Source organism: Comamonas sp. Z3 (assembly GCF_008121565.1).
In the GTDB taxonomy this organism is placed as follows: domain Bacteria; phylum Pseudomonadota; class Gammaproteobacteria; order Burkholderiales; family Burkholderiaceae_C; genus Comamonas; species Comamonas brasiliensis.
Genome location: NZ_VOQU01000002.1, coordinates 25059 through 40521, shown reverse-complemented (window position 1 = coordinate 40521; position 15463 = coordinate 25059). Strand labels below are relative to the sequence as shown.

Below are 15463 nucleotides of genomic sequence, written 5' to 3'. Positions count from 1 at the left end.
GGCTAGGTGTGATTCTAGGTGGGCCCCTCTCAAAAGCATGATTTGCATCGCAAAAAAGTAACGCAATGATGCTTTGTTGCCACACTGCTGTAACCCATTAGTGCTGCAGTAAAAGGCATAAGACCTGCAAAGCACGAGCCTTGCAGGTCTTCGATGTGATGCTGCATAAATTGCAGCACCGTCACTTCACATCAGTCTTCGGCGTAGATGTCGCGATCCTTGGTTTCGGGCACGAACAGCGTACCGATCACGGCCGTCACACCGGCGATGATGATGGGGTACCAGAGACCGTTGTACATATTGCCGGTCTGCGCCACGATGGCGAAGGACATGGTGGGCAGCAGACCACCGAACCAGCCGTTGCCGATGTGGTAGGGCAAGCTCATCGAGGTGTAGCGGATGCGGGTCGGGAACAGCTCCACCAGCATGGCCGCAATCGGGCCGTAGACCATGGTCACCAGCAGCACCAGATAGGTCAGGATCACGACCATCATGACCTTGTTCATCTTGGCAGGGTCGGCCTTGGTGGGATAGCCGTCCTTGGCCAGCTCTGCAGCCACGGTCTTCTTGAAGGCGCCGTCCTTGGCCTTGGCCTCGTCAGCGGGCAGGCCCTTGAGCGAGAACGAAGGGATCTCGGTCGAGCCGATACGGATCATGGCCTGCGTGCCGGCTGGTGCATCCTCTGTTTCATAGCTCACGGAACCGGCAGCCAGCACCTGCTTGGCCACGTCGCAGGAACTGGTGAACTTGGTGGTACCTGTGGGGTTGAACTGGAAGGAGCACTCCGCAGGATCGGCCACGATGACCACCTTGTTCTTGGCCTGTGCGGCGGCAAGATCGGGGTTGGCTGCTTCGGTCAGCGCCTTGAAAGCGGGGAAGTAGGTCAGCACCGCCAGAATGCAGCCCAGCATGATGATGGGCTTGCGTCCGATCTTGTCGGACAGCGTACCGAAGATCACAAAGAAAGGCGTGCCGATCAGCAGGGCAGCCGCAATCATCAGGTTGGCCGTGACGGCATCGACCTTGAGCTGCTGGGTCAGGAAGAACAGCGCGTAGAACTGGCCGGTGTACCACACCACGGCCTGGCCCGCAGTCAGGCCGACCAGCGCCAGGATCACGATCTTCAGGTTCTTCCACTGGCCGAAGGACTCCGTCAACGGTGCCTTGGAGACCTTGCCTTCGGCCTTCATCTTCTGGAAGGCGGGAGACTCGGACAGCGTCATGCGAATCCAGACCGAGATGGCCAGCAGCAGGATGGACACCAGGAAGGGAATGCGCCAGCCCCAGTCGGCAAACGCTTCTTCGCCCAGCATGGTGCGCACGCCCAGGATCACCAGCAGCGACAGGAACAGGCCCAGCGTTGCCGTGGTCTGGATCCACGAGGTGTAGGCACCGCGCCTGCCCTGCGGCGCATGCTCGGCCACATAGGTGGCAGCGCCGCCGTACTCGCCGCCCAGGGCCAGGCCTTGCAGCATGCGCAGCGCGATCAGGATGACGGGAGCGGCCACGCCGATGCTGGCGTAGTTGGGCAAGATCCCCACGATGAAGGTGGACAGGCCCATGATCAGGATCGTCACCAGGAAGGTGTACTTGCGCCCGATCATGTCGCCCAGACGGCCGAACACCAGCGCGCCGAAGGGGCGCACGATGAAGCCTGCCGCAAAGGCCAGCAAGGCGAAGATGAAGGCCGACCCCGCATCCAGACCGCTGAAGAACTGCTTGGCGATGATGGCTGCCAGAGATCCGTATAGATAGAAGTCGTACCACTCGAAAACGGTTCCGAGTGAAGACGCAAAGATGACTTTGCGCTCTTCCGGGCTCATCGGCCGTGGGGCCGATTTACCTCCCATGTTTGCTGTCGCATTGATGGCCATGTTTGTCTCCTAGGTTTTTGGAATGTCAGGCGCTGCCAACTCACCTGTTTGCCCAATATCAAAGCGACAACTGACCGCCAACTTACAAAAAATCGCTTCTCCAAAATTCAAGACTGGGCATTACCCGACCCTCTCCGCACTTACCCGGACCCGTTTTTTTCCGATGTGAAAAACCGGGGGCAAACACCGATATCGTAAGTAAGGGGGCGGTCAGACGGGCTTCTCAGAATGCATTGCAAGCAAGCCACCGCGTAGCTGATGGCAGGCTGGAAAACTTCAAAGGAGACAACGCTGTGCGAGACCCGGTGATAGAGACCATCCAAAGCAACCCCGCCTACCAGCAACTGCGCCGCAAGCGCAATCGACTGGGCCTGGCACTGACCGTTCTGATGCTGATCGTGTACTACGGCTATGTCGCGCTGATCGCGTTCGACAAGGAGTTCCTGGCGCAGCCCATCGGCGCGGGAGTGACCACGCTGGGCATTCCCATCGGCATGGGCGTCATCATTTTTTCCGTGATCATTACCGGCCTCTATGTGCGCCGCGCCAACAACGAGTTTGATCAGCTCACCCGCGACATTCTCAAAGGCATCAAGCAATGAAGCAGCGCATCTCTTCACAATGGCTGGCGGGCGCTGCGGCGCTGGCCGCAACGGCGCCCGTGCTGGCCGCCGGCGGTGACGTCGGCAACGCCGCCAAGCAGGCCACCAACTGGACGGCCATCATCATGTTCACCGCCTTTGTGGTGGCAACCCTGTGGATCACCAAATGGGCTGCGGGCCGCACCAAGTCGGCCTCCGACTTCTATACCGCAGGCGGCGGCATCACCGGCTTTCAGAACGGTCTGGCGATTGCGGGCGACTATATGTCCGCCGCCTCCTTCCTCGGCATCTCGGCCTCCGTCATGGCCAGCGGCTATGACGGCCTGATCTACTCCATCGGCTTTCTGGTGGGCTGGCCGATTCTGACTTTTCTGCTGGCGGAACGCCTGCGCAATCTGGGCCGCTTCACTTTTGCCGACGTCGCCGGCTACCGTTTCGAGCAAAAGCCCTTCCGGATTTTTGCCTCCTGCGGCACGCTGGTGGTGGTGGCCTTCTACCTGATTGCCCAGATGGTCGGCGCAGGCCAGCTCATCAAGCTGCTGTTTGGCCTGGACTACTGGATTGCCGTGGTGCTGGTCGGCGGTCTGATGATGATCTATGTGCTGTTTGGCGGCATGACGGCCACTACCTGGGTGCAGATCATCAAGGCCTGCCTGCTGCTGGCCGGCGTCACCTTCATGGGCTTCATGGTGTTGTCCAAATACGGCTTCAGCCCCGAAGCATTGTTTGCCGAAGGCGTGAAGGTACGCACCCAGATCGCCGCCAATGGCGGTGCCGAGCCATCCGTCGCAGAGAAACTGGGCCTGGCCATCATGGGCCCGGGCGGCTTCATCAAGGACCCGATCTCCGCCATCAGCTTCGGCATGGCGCTGATGTTCGGCACGCTGGGCCTGCCCCACATCCTGATGCGCTTCTTCACCGTGCCTGACGCCAAGGAAGCGCGCAAGAGCGTGTTCTGGGCCACGACCTGGATCGGCTACTTCTATGTGCTGATCTTCATCATCGGCTTCGGCGCCATCACCCTGGTGCTCACCAACCCCGAAATGGCAGACACGGCCAAGGGCGTGATCCACGGCGGCGCAGGCACGGCCAATATGGCAGCCGTGCTGGTGGCCAAGAGCGTGGGCGGCGATGTGTTCTACGGCTTTATCTCGGCCGTGGCCTTTGCCACCATTCTGGCTGTGGTCGCAGGCCTGACCCTGTCTGGCGCCTCGGCTGTCTCGCACGACCTCTACGCCACCGTGATCAAGAAGGGCAAGGCCGACAGCGCCTCCGAACTGCGGGTTTCGCGCATCACCACGCTGTGCCTGGGCTTTGTCGCCGTGCTGCTGGGCATTGTGTTCGAGAAGCAGAACATTGCCTTCATGGTCTCGCTGGCCTTTGCCGTGGCGGCTTCGGCCAACTTCCCGCCCCTGCTGCTGTCCGTGCTGTGGAAAGACTGCACCACCAAGGGCGCCGTGATCGGCGGCTTCCTGGGTCTGGTCTCCTCCGTGGGCCTGACCATTGTCTCGCCCTCGGTATGGGAAGGCACCTTGGGCAACCCGGCCGGCTCGGCATGGTTCCCATACGCCTCGCCTGCACTGTTCTCCATGGCGATCGGCTTCTTTGGCGTGTGGCTGTTCTCCGTGCTCGACAAGAGCGCTCAGGCAGCCAAGGAGCGCGCCGTGTTCCCTGCGCAGCAAGTGCGTTCGGAAACCGGTCTGGGCGCCGCAGGCGCATCCGGCCACTGATGATGTGAAGGGCCTGGCACCATGCCGGGCCCCGGCAGGAATCTGCCCTCACCTCGGCCCGCAGAGACCGCCACGGTTTCTGCGGGCCGCGCTCATTCCACGTCCATCCCGCCGGCCTGCGCCAGCTCGAACAGCAGCTCCCGTGCCCACTGGTGCCCTGGAGAGCGATGGGTGCGCGCATGCCAGGCAGCCGTCTTGGTGAAACCCGGAATCTCCAGCGGCGGCTCCAGCACCACCAGCCCCGAGTCGGGCTTGACCAGACGCCGCGGCACGACGGCAATCAGATCGCTGCTGCGCAGGATTTCGGGCAGCACCAGAAAGCTGGTCACAGAAAGCGCCACACGCCGCCGCAGTCCCAGGCGCTCCAGCGCCTCGTCCGTCACACCATGAAAACTGCCTCCGTCATAGGACACCAGCGCATGATCCAGAGCGCAGAAGCGCTGCAGTGACAGGCCGCGCCGGCGCGCATCGGGATGGCCCTGGCGCATCACGCAGACATAGCGTTCGTCGAACAGCCGGCGTGCATGCAGATCGGGGGCCGTGCGCTCCGGCGTAACCAGCGCCATATCGATATCGCCGCGCTCCAGCCGCTCGTGCAGCGGCAGATGCTGGGCCGGCACCACGGCCACACACAGACCAGGCGCGCGCTGACGCAACACGGCCAGAAACGGCAGCACCACCGCCTGCAGCGCGTAATCCGTGGCGGCAATGCGCAGCGTCATATGTGCCGTAGCGGGATCAAAGGCCTGGGGACGCAGCAGCGCCTCGGCATTGCACAGCAATTCCTTGAGCGGCCCAGCCAGTGCCAGCGCGCGCAGCGTGGGGGCGATGCCGCGCTGCGTGCGCACGAACAAGGGATCGTCGAAGCTCTCGCGCAGTCGCGTCAGCATGCCGCTGACCGCCGGCTGGGTCAGCGCCAGACGCTCGGCAGCGCGCGTCACGCTGCGCTCGTCCAGCAGCGCATCCAGGGCCTTGAGCAGATTCAGGTCCAGACTCTTGATATCAGTCGGCATGATTTCACAAATCAGAAATATCGATTGGATTTATTTCACCACAGACCCCATCATTTCCCCAATCCTCTTCGACAGAAGCCCTGCATGCACCGCATTCACTGGCCCGCCGACCTCATGCCGGGCAACACCGAAAACTTCGTCTCCAGGCAGATCATTGCCCGGGGCCGGTCTCCGCAGTTTTCAGAATCTCGCTGTCCTTGATTTTTTGATAGCTTCCAGCACCTTCATTCATTGATTTTCAGATGTCTTTAATGCTGAAAACCAGCCATGAGGCGCGTAGGTCGCTATCAAACTTTTGGCATCCTGCTCTGCTGCAGGACTGCCGGCTCATTCCATTCGCACCACCGATACTCCGCATGTCTGCACTCTTTACCCCTTTCACTCTCAAAAGCCTGACCCTGCGCAACCGCATCGCCATTCCGCCGATGTGCCAGTACAGCGCCGTGGACGGTCTCACCAATGACTGGCACCAGGTCCACTACGCCTCCATGGCGCGCGGCGGCGCGGGGCTGGTGATTGTCGAAGCCACGGGCGTGTCGCCCGAAGGCCGCATCTCGCCCGACTGCACCGGCCTGTGGAACGACGCCCAGATCGAAGGCATGTCGCGCATTGCCGCCGGCATCAAGGCCGCAGGCGCCGTGCCCGGCATCCAGATCGCCCATGCCGGACGCAAGGCCAGCGCCAACAATCCCTGGGAAGGCGACGACCATATTGCCGAAGGCGATGCCCGCGGCTGGCAGCCGATCGCACCATCGGCCATTGCCTTTGGCGGCGGTCTGCCGCGCGTCCCCCGCGCCATGACGCTGGAGGACATCGCCCGCGTGCAGGCCGACTTTGTCGCGGCAGCCCGCCGCGCGCTTGCGGCCGGCTTCGAATGGCTGGAGCTGCACTTTGCCCACGGCTATCTGGCACAGAGCTTTTTCTCGCCCCACAGCAACCAGCGCGACGATGCCTACGGCGGCAGCTTCAGCAACCGCGCCCGCTTTCTGCTGGAGACCGTGGCCAGGGTGCGCGAGGTCTGGCCCGAGCATCTGCCACTGACGGCGCGCTTCGGCGTCATCGAGTACGACGGCCGCGATGAAGAAACCCTGGAGGAATCCATCGCCGTCACGCGCCAGATGCGCGAGCGCGGCCTGGACCTGCTCAATGTCAGCGTCAACTTCGTGATTCCCGATGTGAAGATCCCCTGGGGCACGCCCGCCTTCCTGGCGCCGATTGCCCAGCGCGTGAGCCGCAGTGCCGGCCTGCCCGTGGCTTCGGGCTGGGGCATGGATGATCCGCAGGTTGCCGAGCGCATCGTGGCCGAGCACCAGGTCGATCTGGTCATGATCGGCCGCGCCCATCTGGCCAACCCGCATTACACCTATCAGCTGGCGCAAAGCCTGGGCGTGGCCCGCCCCGACTGGACCCTGCCCGCGCCCTATGCCCACTGGCTGGAGCGCTATCGCGGCGCTGCCAAGCAGGCCACAGCGCAGTAAGAGAGTGAACGACAGGCCTGCAGCTCTACAGGCCTGAATCAGGCTTCAGCCCAGGCCTGACTCCACCTGGGCCGACGCCTGCCACTGCGCATCGAACCAGGCATTGCCCTCCAGATAGCTGCGCAGCATGGGCAAGGCATCGAGTCCCCAGAAGACATGGCCGTCCACCACCCAGGCCGGCACGCCGAACACGCCGGCCTGCTGCGCCTGTTCGGTATTGCCGCGCAGCCATTGCTTGACCTCGGCACTGTCCTCTTCCTGGCGCAGCTGCTCCTTCAACTGCGCGCGCAGCTCCTGCAGGCGCTGCGCATCATTGGCCTCATGGCCGCCCTGCCAGACATGCTGCATCACGGCCTGCGCCACAAAGCGGTTGATGCTGCCGTCACGCCCATGGGCCAGCGCCAGCCGCAGCAGCGGCAGCGGCTTGAACGGATGCTGTGCCGGCATCTGCAACTCCACGCCCAGCGCCTGACCCAGCCAAGTCACATGCCTGTAAGTCCACAGTCTCTTGGCCGGAATGCCGGCCGGGCCAGGGTTGGCATTGCCTTGCAGCAAGGCCCCGAGCAATACCGGGCGATAGTCCACGTGATAGCTGAGCCCTTGCAGCGCCTTGGGCATCTGCTCCAGCGCCAGCCACGCATAAGGCGACACAAAGTCCAGGTAACAGGTGATGTGCTTCATGTCGACTCTCCTCTAAGGGTGATCAGATCTCGGCCTGGCGCGGGTCCTCGAGGCCGGCGCGCTGCAGCAGCCGGCCCCAGATCTCCAGACGCAGCTCGGCATCGCCCTTGGACCAGGCGCGAATCTCGTCAATGGTTCTGAAGCAGCCCTGGCAATGGCTGCGGTCCTGCGTCATGCGGCAGACGTTGATGCAGGGCGAAGCCACGGGCTGGTCGGCCTCGGCCCAGACCAGGGCCACCTCGGCCTTGGCGGCCAGTTGCGCCAGCTGCTGAGCCTGCTGCTCCTGAAGAAGTTCCGTACTCATGCCTGCTCCACCACGTCCGACCAGGGGGCTGCGGTCAGCGACTGCAGCTGCGCGGGCGATGCAGGAAACACGCCGTGCGGATGGCCTGCTGCGGCCCACACCGTCTCGAAGCGCTGCAGCTCGGCATCGATCAAGGTCACCACCTTGGTTGCATGGGCCACGGGGCTGACGCCGCCAATCGAGAAGCCGGTGCTGGCCTTGACGAAGTCCGCGTCGGCGCGGCCGACCTTGCCCACCAGCTGCGTCACTTTCTTTTCATCGACACGCCTGTCGCCCGAAGTCACGACCAGCACGGCCGCGCCATCGCTCCTGCGCTTGAAGATGATGCTCTTGGCCACCTGCCCGACCAGAATGCTGAGCTGGTCTGCCGCCTCCTGTGCGGTACGCGCCGCACCGTCCAGCATTTGCGGCGCATGCGGATGACCGGCATCCTGCAAAAAGCGGCTGACGCGCTGCACGCCTTCCGGCAGCGCATGAAGTTCTGACCCACACATGATGTTTTCCTGAAAATCGCGCCGCCATCCGGCAGCGTCACGGCCCCTACTGTGCCAGCTTGAGCCTGAGCTGCACCAGCTCCAGCTGCAAATCACGCAGGTCTTTCTGGACATAGGCGATATGTCCGGCACTGTTCTTGGCGTCACGCGCCTCGCGCAGCTCTTTTCTCTTGGCCTCGATGCGACGCTCCAGCTCAAGCACCGACTGCCTGTCCTGATAGCGGTCGCGCGCCGGCGCATAGCCTTGCAGAAACGCCGCCTCCAGCGGCGCCGGGCAATAGCCCGGCTGGAACTTTCTGCCGGCTTCCGCATAGCTCTTGCCGCTTTCGGGAGTGCAGAAATCCTGCAGGCCGCGCAGCCAGCCCTGCTGATAGGCCCGTGCATCCATCTGCACGCCCTGGTCCTTGCAGGCCTTGAAATGCCGTCTGGCACGGGTGGACAGGTCCAGCCTGCCATCCATGGCATCGAGCTGACCCAGATAGGCCCAGTCCGTGTCCCTGCACTCCTGGGCATCCATGCCGGCGCAGCCTCCCAGCAGGGTAGCTGCCGCCAGACACAGGGCCCACGAAAAACTTGTTCTTGCTTGCATGGCGGCGATGGTAACAACGCCCATGCCTGCCCGGGCTGCGCTTGGCCTCAGCCCGCGCGCCTGGTCAGCAAGGCCTTGGCCACGCGCGACTGCGTGGGGCGACCCAGATGCTCGCTGATGAACTGGCCCGCATCGATCAGCTTGTCGAGGTCGATGCCGGTCTCTATGCCCATGCCCTGCAGCAGATAGACCACGTCTTCGGTGGCCACATTGCCCGTGGCGCCCTTGGCATAGGGACAGCCGCCCAGTCCGGCGACCGATGACTGGAAGTTCCAGACCCCCAGATCCAGCGCCGCCAGCGTGTTGCTCAGGGCCTGGCCGTAAGTATCGTGGAAATGGCCGGACACCTGGTCGATATCGAAGTGCGCCAGCGTGGCCTCCAGCGCCTTTTGCACCTTGACGGGCGTGCCCACGCCGATGGTGTCGGCCACATCCACGCGCTGCACGCCGATGCTCTTCATCAGCCCGGCCAGATAGCCCACCTTCTCGGGCGCGATCTCGCCTTCGTAGGGGCAGCCCACGGTGCAGCTCATGGCGCCGCGCACGGCAATGCCTGCCTCCAGGGCCGCCTGCACCACGGGCGCAAAGCGCTCGATACTCTCGGCAATCGAGCAGTTGATGTTGCGCTGGCTGAAGGCCTCGCTGGCCGCGCCGAACACCACGATCTCGTCGGGCTTGCTGGCCAGCGCGGCTTCGAAGCCCTTGAGATTCGGCGTGAGCACCGAATACCGCACCCCGGCTCTGCGCACCATGCCAGCCATGACTTCGGCGTTGTCCGCCATCTGCGGCACCCATTTGGGCGACACATAGCTGGTGACCTCGATCTCCTTGAGGCCTGCGTCCTGCAGGCGCTGCACCAGCTCGATCTTGACGGCGGCAGGCACAGGCTGCTTTTCGTTCTGCAGGCCGTCGCGCGGGCCCACATCGATGATCTTGACGCGTGCGGGGTACTTCATTCTTGTCTCCTTGCTATCAATAGCCCTTGCTCAGGTCGACTCGACCTGTGACGGGCTCACCCCGGCTCATGGCGGCGACCTTGCCCACGATCTGGGCAATGCTGTCCGCTGCCAGCGTGCGGGCCGAGGTATGGGGGGTGAGGATGATCCCGGACTGCTTCCAGAACGGGTGATTCTCGGGCAGCGGCTCCTCGCGGAACACGTCCAGCATGGCGCCGCTGACATGGCCGGACTCGATCTGCGCAATCAGGTCGGCATCGACCACATGGCCGCCGCGCCCCACGTTGATCACATAGGCGCCGGGCTGCAGCAGCGCCAGCGTGCGGGCGTTGATGATGTCGCGGGTCTCGTCGTGCAGGGGCAGCAGGTTGACCAGAATGCGCGTCTCGGACAGAAAGCGGTCCAGGCTGTCCATGCCGCTGAAGCATTCGACGCCCTGCAGCTCGCGCGGCGAGCGGCTCCAGCCATTGACCTTGAAATCGAACACCGTCAACGCCCTGGCCACGCGCTCGCCCATCTTGCCCAGGCCCATCACGCCCACGGGATAGTCCACCCGCCTGGGGTTGCGCTGGTGCTGCCACAGGCCCTGCGCCATGTCGGACTCGTACCGATCGAGGCCACGGAAGAAGCGGATCACTGCCTGGGCCACATACTCGGCCATCTGCACAGCCATGCCCGCATCCTCGAGACGGTAGACGGGCAGCGCGGCGGGAATACGCAGCGGCAGCAAGGCATCCACGCCCGCGCCGATATTGAACATGGCCTTCAGGCCGGCCGCCTGCTCGTCGAGGAACTGCTGGGGCGGCGCCCAGACCAATGCATAGTCGGCCTGGGCTGCGCCCGGCTCCCAGATGGCAATCTCCGCACCCGGCAGCGCGTCATGCAAACCTTTGAGCCAGGGTTCCGGCCGCGTATCGTCACAGCAAAATAAGACTTTCATGGATGCCAAGCCTAACGCTTTGCCATGACCGCTGCAGACGCAGGTGGCCAATGGACCGCTATCAAAAAAGAAGCTTCTTGCGCTTTACATGTCTTGATTTCACCATTGAAAGTGACTGAATTCATGGATAGTCCAGCGCAAGCCGCTCTTTTTGTTAAACAGTTCAACCCTGGGCGGATCAGGCGGCCACCTCGATGCGCAGCAGCTCCGCGCCTTCGCTGACCTGGTCGCCGGGCACATACAGCAGCTCCAGCACCACGCCATCGCCGGGGGCGGCAATCGTGTGCTCCATCTTCATGGCCTCCATCACAGCCAGCGGCTGGCCCTTGCTGACCTTGTCGCCGGCCTTGACCGTGAAAGACACCACCTTGCCGGGCATGGGCGCCGTCAGGCGGCCGCCTTCATGGCCGGTATCGCCGGCGTGGGCCAGCTGGTCGACCACGGTGATCTGGGTGCTGCCCGCTTCGGTGAAGATGGACAGCTGGTCGCCCTGGGCATGGACCACGACCACCGTGCGCTTGCCGTCCAGGCCCAGCTCCAGCCGCCCGTCGGCCAGTGCGCGCCACTGCAGCGCGGCATCGCTGCGGCCTTCGCCCTCGCCAATGCCGAGCTGATAGGTCTGCGCCGCCTGCATGCCGCGACCGTAGGCCAGGCCGGCCGTGAAGTCCTCGCCGCGGTAGGCAAAGCCGAACGCACGCACATAGCGGCCCGACATGCGCCAGCCGTCGCGCCGGCTGAAGGGGTCTGCGCCTTGCGCGGCCTGCTCGCCCTGCAGCTGCCAGGCCATGGCAGCGGCGACGGCCAGGTCGCGGCCCACGAAATCCTTGCCGAACAAGGCCTCGCGCTCGCGCTCGATCAGCGCGGTATCGAGCAAGGCATTGGAGAAAGCCTGGCTCTTCACCACCTGGCGCAGAAACTGCACATTGGTCGTCAGGCCCACGATATGGGTCTGAGCCAGCGCCGCGTCCAGACGCGCCAGCGCCTGGGCACGGTCCTCGCCATGGACGATGAGCTTGGCGATCATGGAGTCGTAGAAGGGGCTGATCGCATCGCCCTCGCGTACGCCGTCGTCCACGCGCACATCGCTGATCTCGAAGCTGCTGCATTCGGGCTTGCGATAGACGGCCAGATGACCGGTGGCGGGCAGGAAGTTGTTCTCGGGGTTCTCGGCGCAGATGCGTGCCTCGATGGCATGGCCCTGGATACGGAGTTCCGACTGTGCCTTGGGCAAAGGCTGTCCCGAAGCCACCAGCAGCTGCCAGCGCACCAGATCCTCGCCCGTGATGGCTTCGGTCACGGGGTGCTCCACCTGCAGCCGGGTGTTCATTTCCATGAAGTAGAACTTCATGGCTTCGGGCTGGTCGTAGCCGCCGGGCTGCTCGACGATGAACTCCACCGTGCCCGCGCCCACATAGTTCACGGCCTTGGCGGCGGCCACGGCGGCCTCGCCCATCTTCTGGCGCAGCGCGGCAGTCATGCCCGGCGCCGGCGCTTCCTCCAGTACCTTCTGGTGGCGGCGCTGCACCGAGCAGTCGCGTTCGAACAGATAGACGCAGTTGCCCTGCGTGTCGCCAAACACCTGAATCTCGATATGGCGCGGGCGCAGCACGTACTTCTCGATCAGCACGGCATCGTTGCCGAAGCTGTTGATGGCTTCGCGCTTGCAGGACTCCAGCGAAGCCGCAAAGTCCTCGCTCTTTTCCACCAGACGCATGCCCTTGCCGCCGCCGCCCGCGCTGGCCTTGATGAGCACGGGATAGCCGATGCGATCGGCCTCCCGGTGCAGCAGCTCGGGGTTCTGGTCGTGTCCGTGATAGCCGGGCACCAGCGGCACGCCGGCCTTTTCCATCAGTTGCTTGGACTCGGCCTTGAGACCCATGGCGCGGATCGCGCTGGCGGGCGGGCCGATGAAGACCAGGCCGGCCGCTGCGCAGGCATTGGCAAAGTCCTCGTTCTCGGAGAGGAAGCCATAGCCGGGGTGGATGGCTTCGGCACCCGTGGCCTTGGCAGCCTCCAGAATGCGCTCCCAGCGCAGATAGCTGTCCTTGGGCGCGCTGCCGCCGATGTGCACGGCCTCGTCGCAGGCCGCCACATGCTTGGCCTGGGCATCGGCATCCGAGTACACGGCCACGGTCTTCACACCCATGCGGCGGGCGGTCGCGGCCACACGGCAGGCGATCTCACCACGATTGGCAATCAGAATTTTCTTGAACATATCGTCTCCGTTTATCGGTCAATTCACCGCTCAGCGCATATCCATCAAACGCAAGCAGCTATGTTTTTTGCAATGGATCCTGCGCCTCACCACTGCCGCGCAGGCGTCGAAAAATCGCCTTGAGAAAGCGCCAAAGCGCCCAGATCACCAGCCACATCGCAATCACCACGACCAGCAGCACGGCGGCAAACACCAGCGGATTGGTCAGCGCCAGCCAGATGGCGCCCAGCGACACCGTGTCTTCCGCCAGACTGGCTCCCAAGTTGGAGAACGGTTCGGGCGAGGTATTGATGAGGGCACGCGTGGTGGTCTTGGCGGCCTGGCTGGTCGCGGCCAGCGTGCCGCCCATCAGCGCGGCGGCCATGGCCATGGTGGTGTTGTCGGCGCCGAAGACCGAGGCTGCCAGCGCCGCACCGGCCGGAATGCGCAACACGCTCTGGAACAGGTCCCAGACCGAATCCACCACGGGAATCTTGTCGGCAAAGAACTCCACGAACAGCAGGCCGCCGCTGATGAGCAGAACCATCGGGTGCTGCAGCACATGCAGACCACCAGGCAGCGGCATCAGACCGCTGGCACCCAGCAGGCCCACGGCGAACACCACGGCATAGAGGCGAAAACCGCTGGCCCAGCCCAGAGCCGCCGCCAGCGCCAGCATGGACGCCATGTCCATCTGTCCCAAGGCCTGCCCGGCCCTGGCGGCCACATCGCCCACCTGGCTCGCGGCATCGCCCACGGCCCTGGCCGTATCGGGATCGATGTGCAGGCCGGTGCGGTGCAGCCAGTCGATGATGGTTTGCCAGATATCCATGGTGTTCATTTCCTATGCGAGCCCGCAGGCTGAAGCGCCCCGGCCGCCAGGTCTGTCATCTCATCCGGGCAGCCAGTTGGGTTTGCGCTTGTTGAGAAAGGCCTGCACGCCTTCCTTGCCTTCGCTGCTGGCGCGGATGGTGGCAATCGACTCCACGGTCGCCGCAATCAGCTGCTCGCTGATCTCGCGCTCGGCCATGTCCAGCACCAGGCGCTTGCAGGCCCGCACCGCTGCGGGGCCGGCACTCAGCAAATGCTTGAGCCAGCCGTCGACCACGGCATCCAGCCCGTCGGCATCGACCACCTCGTGCACATAGCCGATGCGATGCGCCTCCTGCGCCGAAAAGCGCTCGCCCGTGAGAAAGTAGCGGTGCGCGGCCCTGGCACCCATGGCACGGATCACATAGGGGCTGATGGTGGCGGGAATCAGGCCGATCTTGACCTCGCTGAGGCAGAAACCTGCCGTGTCGGCCGCCACCGCCATATCGCAGGAGGCCACCAGGCCCATGCCGCCCGCATAGACATCGCCCTGCACACGCGCAATCGTGGGCTTGGGGCATTCGTAGATGACGCGCAGCATCTCGGCCAGCAGACCCGCATCGACGCGGTTTTCGTCGCGCGAGTAATCGGCCATGCGGCGCATCCAGTTCAGGTCCGCGCCCGCGCAGAATGCGGGTCCTTCGGCGGCCAGCACCACGGCGCGCACATCGGCACGCTCGCCGACCTGAAGGAATGCGGCGGTGATCTCGGCAATCGCCGCATCGCTGAAGGCATTACGGATGGCGGGCTGAGCCAGCGTAACGCGGGCGATGCCGCCGTCCACGGTCAAAGTCAAAGCGGTCATGGCTTGTCTCCCAGTGAGTTATGGCTTTGCAGTTGCGCAGCCGCCGTACCCGGCAGCTGCTGCATCAGGAATTCACGGACCTGCGGCAGCCATTGCCCGATATTGGCGGCCCGGTCAAAAAACTGGTGTCCTTCCGCGCCGCTTGGCGGCACGAACACCAGGGTCAGCTTCCGGCCTGCCGCCAGATAGCTTTGCGCCATCTGGCGCACCAGCGGCGGTCGAAAGTAGCTATCGTTCTCGGCATAGATCCACAGCTGGGGCACCTGGCTGGTGGCGGCAAAGCCGGCCACGGTCTTGAGCAGTTGCGCCTCGCCGCAGACCGATGTCTTCTCACGCATCTGCTGCTGCGAACCGCGGCCACCGGCAAAATTGATGACGCCGCGCAGACCTGCGGGTTGCTGGGCCGCCAGCGCCAGCGAGGCAAAGCCGCCGGCAGACTTGCCCAGCAGCACCACATGCGTGCTGTCGACATAGGGCAACTTCTGCCCGTAAGCCATGATGGCCGCCACATCGCGCGCAGCCTCCTGGGCTGCATGGCCATAGTCGGGATCATCGCAGCTGCCGTAGCGGTCGGCCAGAGGACCGTCCGATGCGCCATAGCCGCGGCGCAAACCCGTCACCACCACATAGCCCAGTTCGGCCAGAGCGCGCGCCTGCGGGCCGTAGCGATCGGTCATGGCTTCGCGCGCCTCTTTGCCGCTGGGCGTGCCGTGGCTGAGCACGATCAGCCCCCAGGGTCCGAGACCCAGGGGACGATAGACATGGCCTGCGAGCTCGGCAGTGCGCGCGGGCGTGCTGCCGGCCTCCGGCACCCAGACCGGAATGCGCGCATCGAACTGCTGCACCTCGGCCCGGGCCTGCGCCGCCACGGACAGTGCCAGCGCTGCAGACAGCAGCGCTTGCATCAGGGCGGCGACGGTGCAGCGCATCATG

The 15463-nt window shown here is 64.2% G+C and carries 15 protein-coding genes; 3 read left to right on the top strand and 12 right to left on the bottom strand.

The genetic code is table 11. The features are described 5' to 3' along the window. Positions 1-191 precede the first annotated feature (191 nt). Entirely contained in the window at positions 192-1874 is a 1683-nt protein-coding gene (locus FSY59_RS04925) for an MFS transporter (protein WP_003059046.1), read from the bottom strand. 293 nt (positions 1875-2167) lie between these two features. On the opposite strand from FSY59_RS04925, the gene FSY59_RS04920 reads away from it, so the two are divergent. After that, complete coding sequence (locus FSY59_RS04920) at positions 2168-2476, top strand: DUF485 domain-containing protein (RefSeq protein WP_003059047.1); 309 nt, start codon at positions 2168-2170, stop codon at positions 2474-2476. Then, positions 2473-4206, top strand: coding sequence for a cation acetate symporter (locus tag FSY59_RS04915; protein WP_003059048.1), 1734 nt, complete (start codon positions 2473-2475; stop codon positions 4204-4206). Before FSY59_RS04920 ends, FSY59_RS04915 begins: the two co-directional genes overlap by 4 nt. Positions 4207-4298: 92 nt before the next feature. Here the strand turns inward: FSY59_RS04915 and FSY59_RS04910 are convergent, their stop codons facing one another. Further along, positions 4299-5219, bottom strand: coding sequence for a LysR family transcriptional regulator (locus tag FSY59_RS04910; protein WP_148728602.1), 921 nt, complete (start codon positions 5217-5219; stop codon positions 4299-4301). A 356-nt stretch (positions 5220-5575) separates the two neighbouring features. Between FSY59_RS04910 and FSY59_RS04905 the strand changes: the two genes are divergently transcribed. Then, entirely contained in the window at positions 5576-6697 is a 1122-nt protein-coding gene (locus FSY59_RS04905) for an NADH:flavin oxidoreductase/NADH oxidase (protein ID WP_050872071.1), read from the top strand. A gap of 45 nt (positions 6698-6742) precedes the next feature. Here FSY59_RS04905 and FSY59_RS04900 read toward each other — a convergent pair whose 3' ends face one another. The 10 genes from FSY59_RS04900 to FSY59_RS04855 form a co-directional block, all read right to left on the bottom strand. Continuing rightward, positions 6743-7378 (bottom strand): 2-hydroxychromene-2-carboxylate isomerase, encoded by a 636-nt coding sequence (locus FSY59_RS04900; RefSeq protein ID WP_003059051.1) that lies wholly within the window; start codon positions 7376-7378, stop codon positions 6743-6745. Positions 7379-7400: 22 nt separating this feature from the next. After that, positions 7401-7682 carry a DUF1289 domain-containing protein gene (locus FSY59_RS04895; protein ID WP_003059052.1) on the bottom strand — a complete coding sequence of 94 codons (282 nt, stop codon included), beginning with the start codon at positions 7680-7682 and terminating at the stop codon, positions 7401-7403. Beyond that, entirely contained in the window at positions 7679-8176 is a 498-nt protein-coding gene (locus tag FSY59_RS04890; protein ID WP_003059053.1) for a YbaK/EbsC family protein, read from the bottom strand. Before FSY59_RS04890 ends, FSY59_RS04895 begins: the two co-directional genes overlap by 4 nt. A 46-nt stretch (positions 8177-8222) precedes the next feature. After that, a complete protein-coding gene (locus FSY59_RS04885; protein ID WP_232536074.1) occupies positions 8223-8765 on the bottom strand; it encodes a DUF2799 domain-containing protein in 543 nt (180 codons plus the stop codon). 47 nt (positions 8766-8812) lie between these two features. Continuing rightward, positions 8813-9721, bottom strand: a complete 909-nt coding sequence (locus tag FSY59_RS04880) for a hydroxymethylglutaryl-CoA lyase (protein WP_148728601.1) — start codon at positions 9719-9721, stop codon at positions 8813-8815. Between the two features lie 16 nt (positions 9722-9737). After that, a complete protein-coding gene (locus FSY59_RS04875) occupies positions 9738-10661 on the bottom strand; it encodes a glyoxylate/hydroxypyruvate reductase A (RefSeq protein WP_148728600.1) in 924 nt (307 codons plus the stop codon). 178 nt (positions 10662-10839) lie between these two features. Next, complete coding sequence (locus tag FSY59_RS04870; RefSeq protein ID WP_148728599.1) at positions 10840-12876, bottom strand: acetyl/propionyl/methylcrotonyl-CoA carboxylase subunit alpha; 2037 nt, start codon at positions 12874-12876, stop codon at positions 10840-10842. 58 nt (positions 12877-12934) lie between these two features. Then, positions 12935-13687 (bottom strand): DUF4126 domain-containing protein, encoded by a 753-nt coding sequence (locus FSY59_RS04865; protein WP_148728598.1) that lies wholly within the window; start codon positions 13685-13687, stop codon positions 12935-12937. Positions 13688-13747: 60 nt separating this feature from the next. After that, on the bottom strand, positions 13748-14530 hold the full coding sequence (locus tag FSY59_RS04860) for an enoyl-CoA hydratase/isomerase family protein (protein ID WP_148728597.1): 783 nt from the start codon (positions 14528-14530) through the stop codon (positions 13748-13750). Further along, a complete protein-coding gene (locus tag FSY59_RS04855) occupies positions 14527-15462 on the bottom strand; it encodes a S9 family peptidase (protein WP_003059064.1) in 936 nt (311 codons plus the stop codon). Before FSY59_RS04855 ends, FSY59_RS04860 begins: the two co-directional genes overlap by 4 nt. Between the last annotated feature and the right edge of the window lies 1 nt (position 15463).

Coding starts and splice junctions, on each gene's coding strand:
- FSY59_RS04925 (WP_003059046.1), bottom strand. CDS start 1,874: ATGGCCATCAATGCGACAGCAAACATGGGAGGTAAATCGGCCCCACGG.
- FSY59_RS04915 (WP_003059048.1), top strand. CDS start 2,473: ATGAAGCAGCGCATCTCTTCACAATGGCTGGCGGGCGCTGCGGCGCTG.
- FSY59_RS04910 (WP_148728602.1), bottom strand. CDS start 5,219: ATGCCGACTGATATCAAGAGTCTGGACCTGAATCTGCTCAAGGCCCTG.
- FSY59_RS04905 (WP_050872071.1), top strand. CDS start 5,576: ATGTCTGCACTCTTTACCCCTTTCACTCTCAAAAGCCTGACCCTGCGC.
- FSY59_RS04900 (WP_003059051.1), bottom strand. CDS start 7,378: ATGAAGCACATCACCTGTTACCTGGACTTTGTGTCGCCTTATGCGTGG.
- FSY59_RS04895 (WP_003059052.1), bottom strand. CDS start 7,682: ATGAGTACGGAACTTCTTCAGGAGCAGCAGGCTCAGCAGCTGGCGCAA.
- FSY59_RS04890 (WP_003059053.1), bottom strand. CDS start 8,176: ATGTGTGGGTCAGAACTTCATGCGCTGCCGGAAGGCGTGCAGCGCGTC.
- FSY59_RS04885 (WP_232536074.1), bottom strand. CDS start 8,765: ATGCAAGCAAGAACAAGTTTTTCGTGGGCCCTGTGTCTGGCGGCAGCT.
- FSY59_RS04880 (WP_148728601.1), bottom strand. CDS start 9,721: ATGAAGTACCCCGCACGCGTCAAGATCATCGATGTGGGCCCGCGCGAC.
- FSY59_RS04875 (WP_148728600.1), bottom strand. CDS start 10,661: ATGAAAGTCTTATTTTGCTGTGACGATACGCGGCCGGAACCCTGGCTC.
- FSY59_RS04870 (WP_148728599.1), bottom strand. CDS start 12,876: ATGTTCAAGAAAATTCTGATTGCCAATCGTGGTGAGATCGCCTGCCGT.
- FSY59_RS04865 (WP_148728598.1), bottom strand. CDS start 13,687: ATGGATATCTGGCAAACCATCATCGACTGGCTGCACCGCACCGGCCTG.
- FSY59_RS04860 (WP_148728597.1), bottom strand. CDS start 14,530: ATGACCGCTTTGACTTTGACCGTGGACGGCGGCATCGCCCGCGTTACG.
- FSY59_RS04855 (WP_003059064.1), bottom strand. CDS start 15,462: ATGATGCGCTGCACCGTCGCCGCCCTGATGCAAGCGCTGCTGTCTGCA.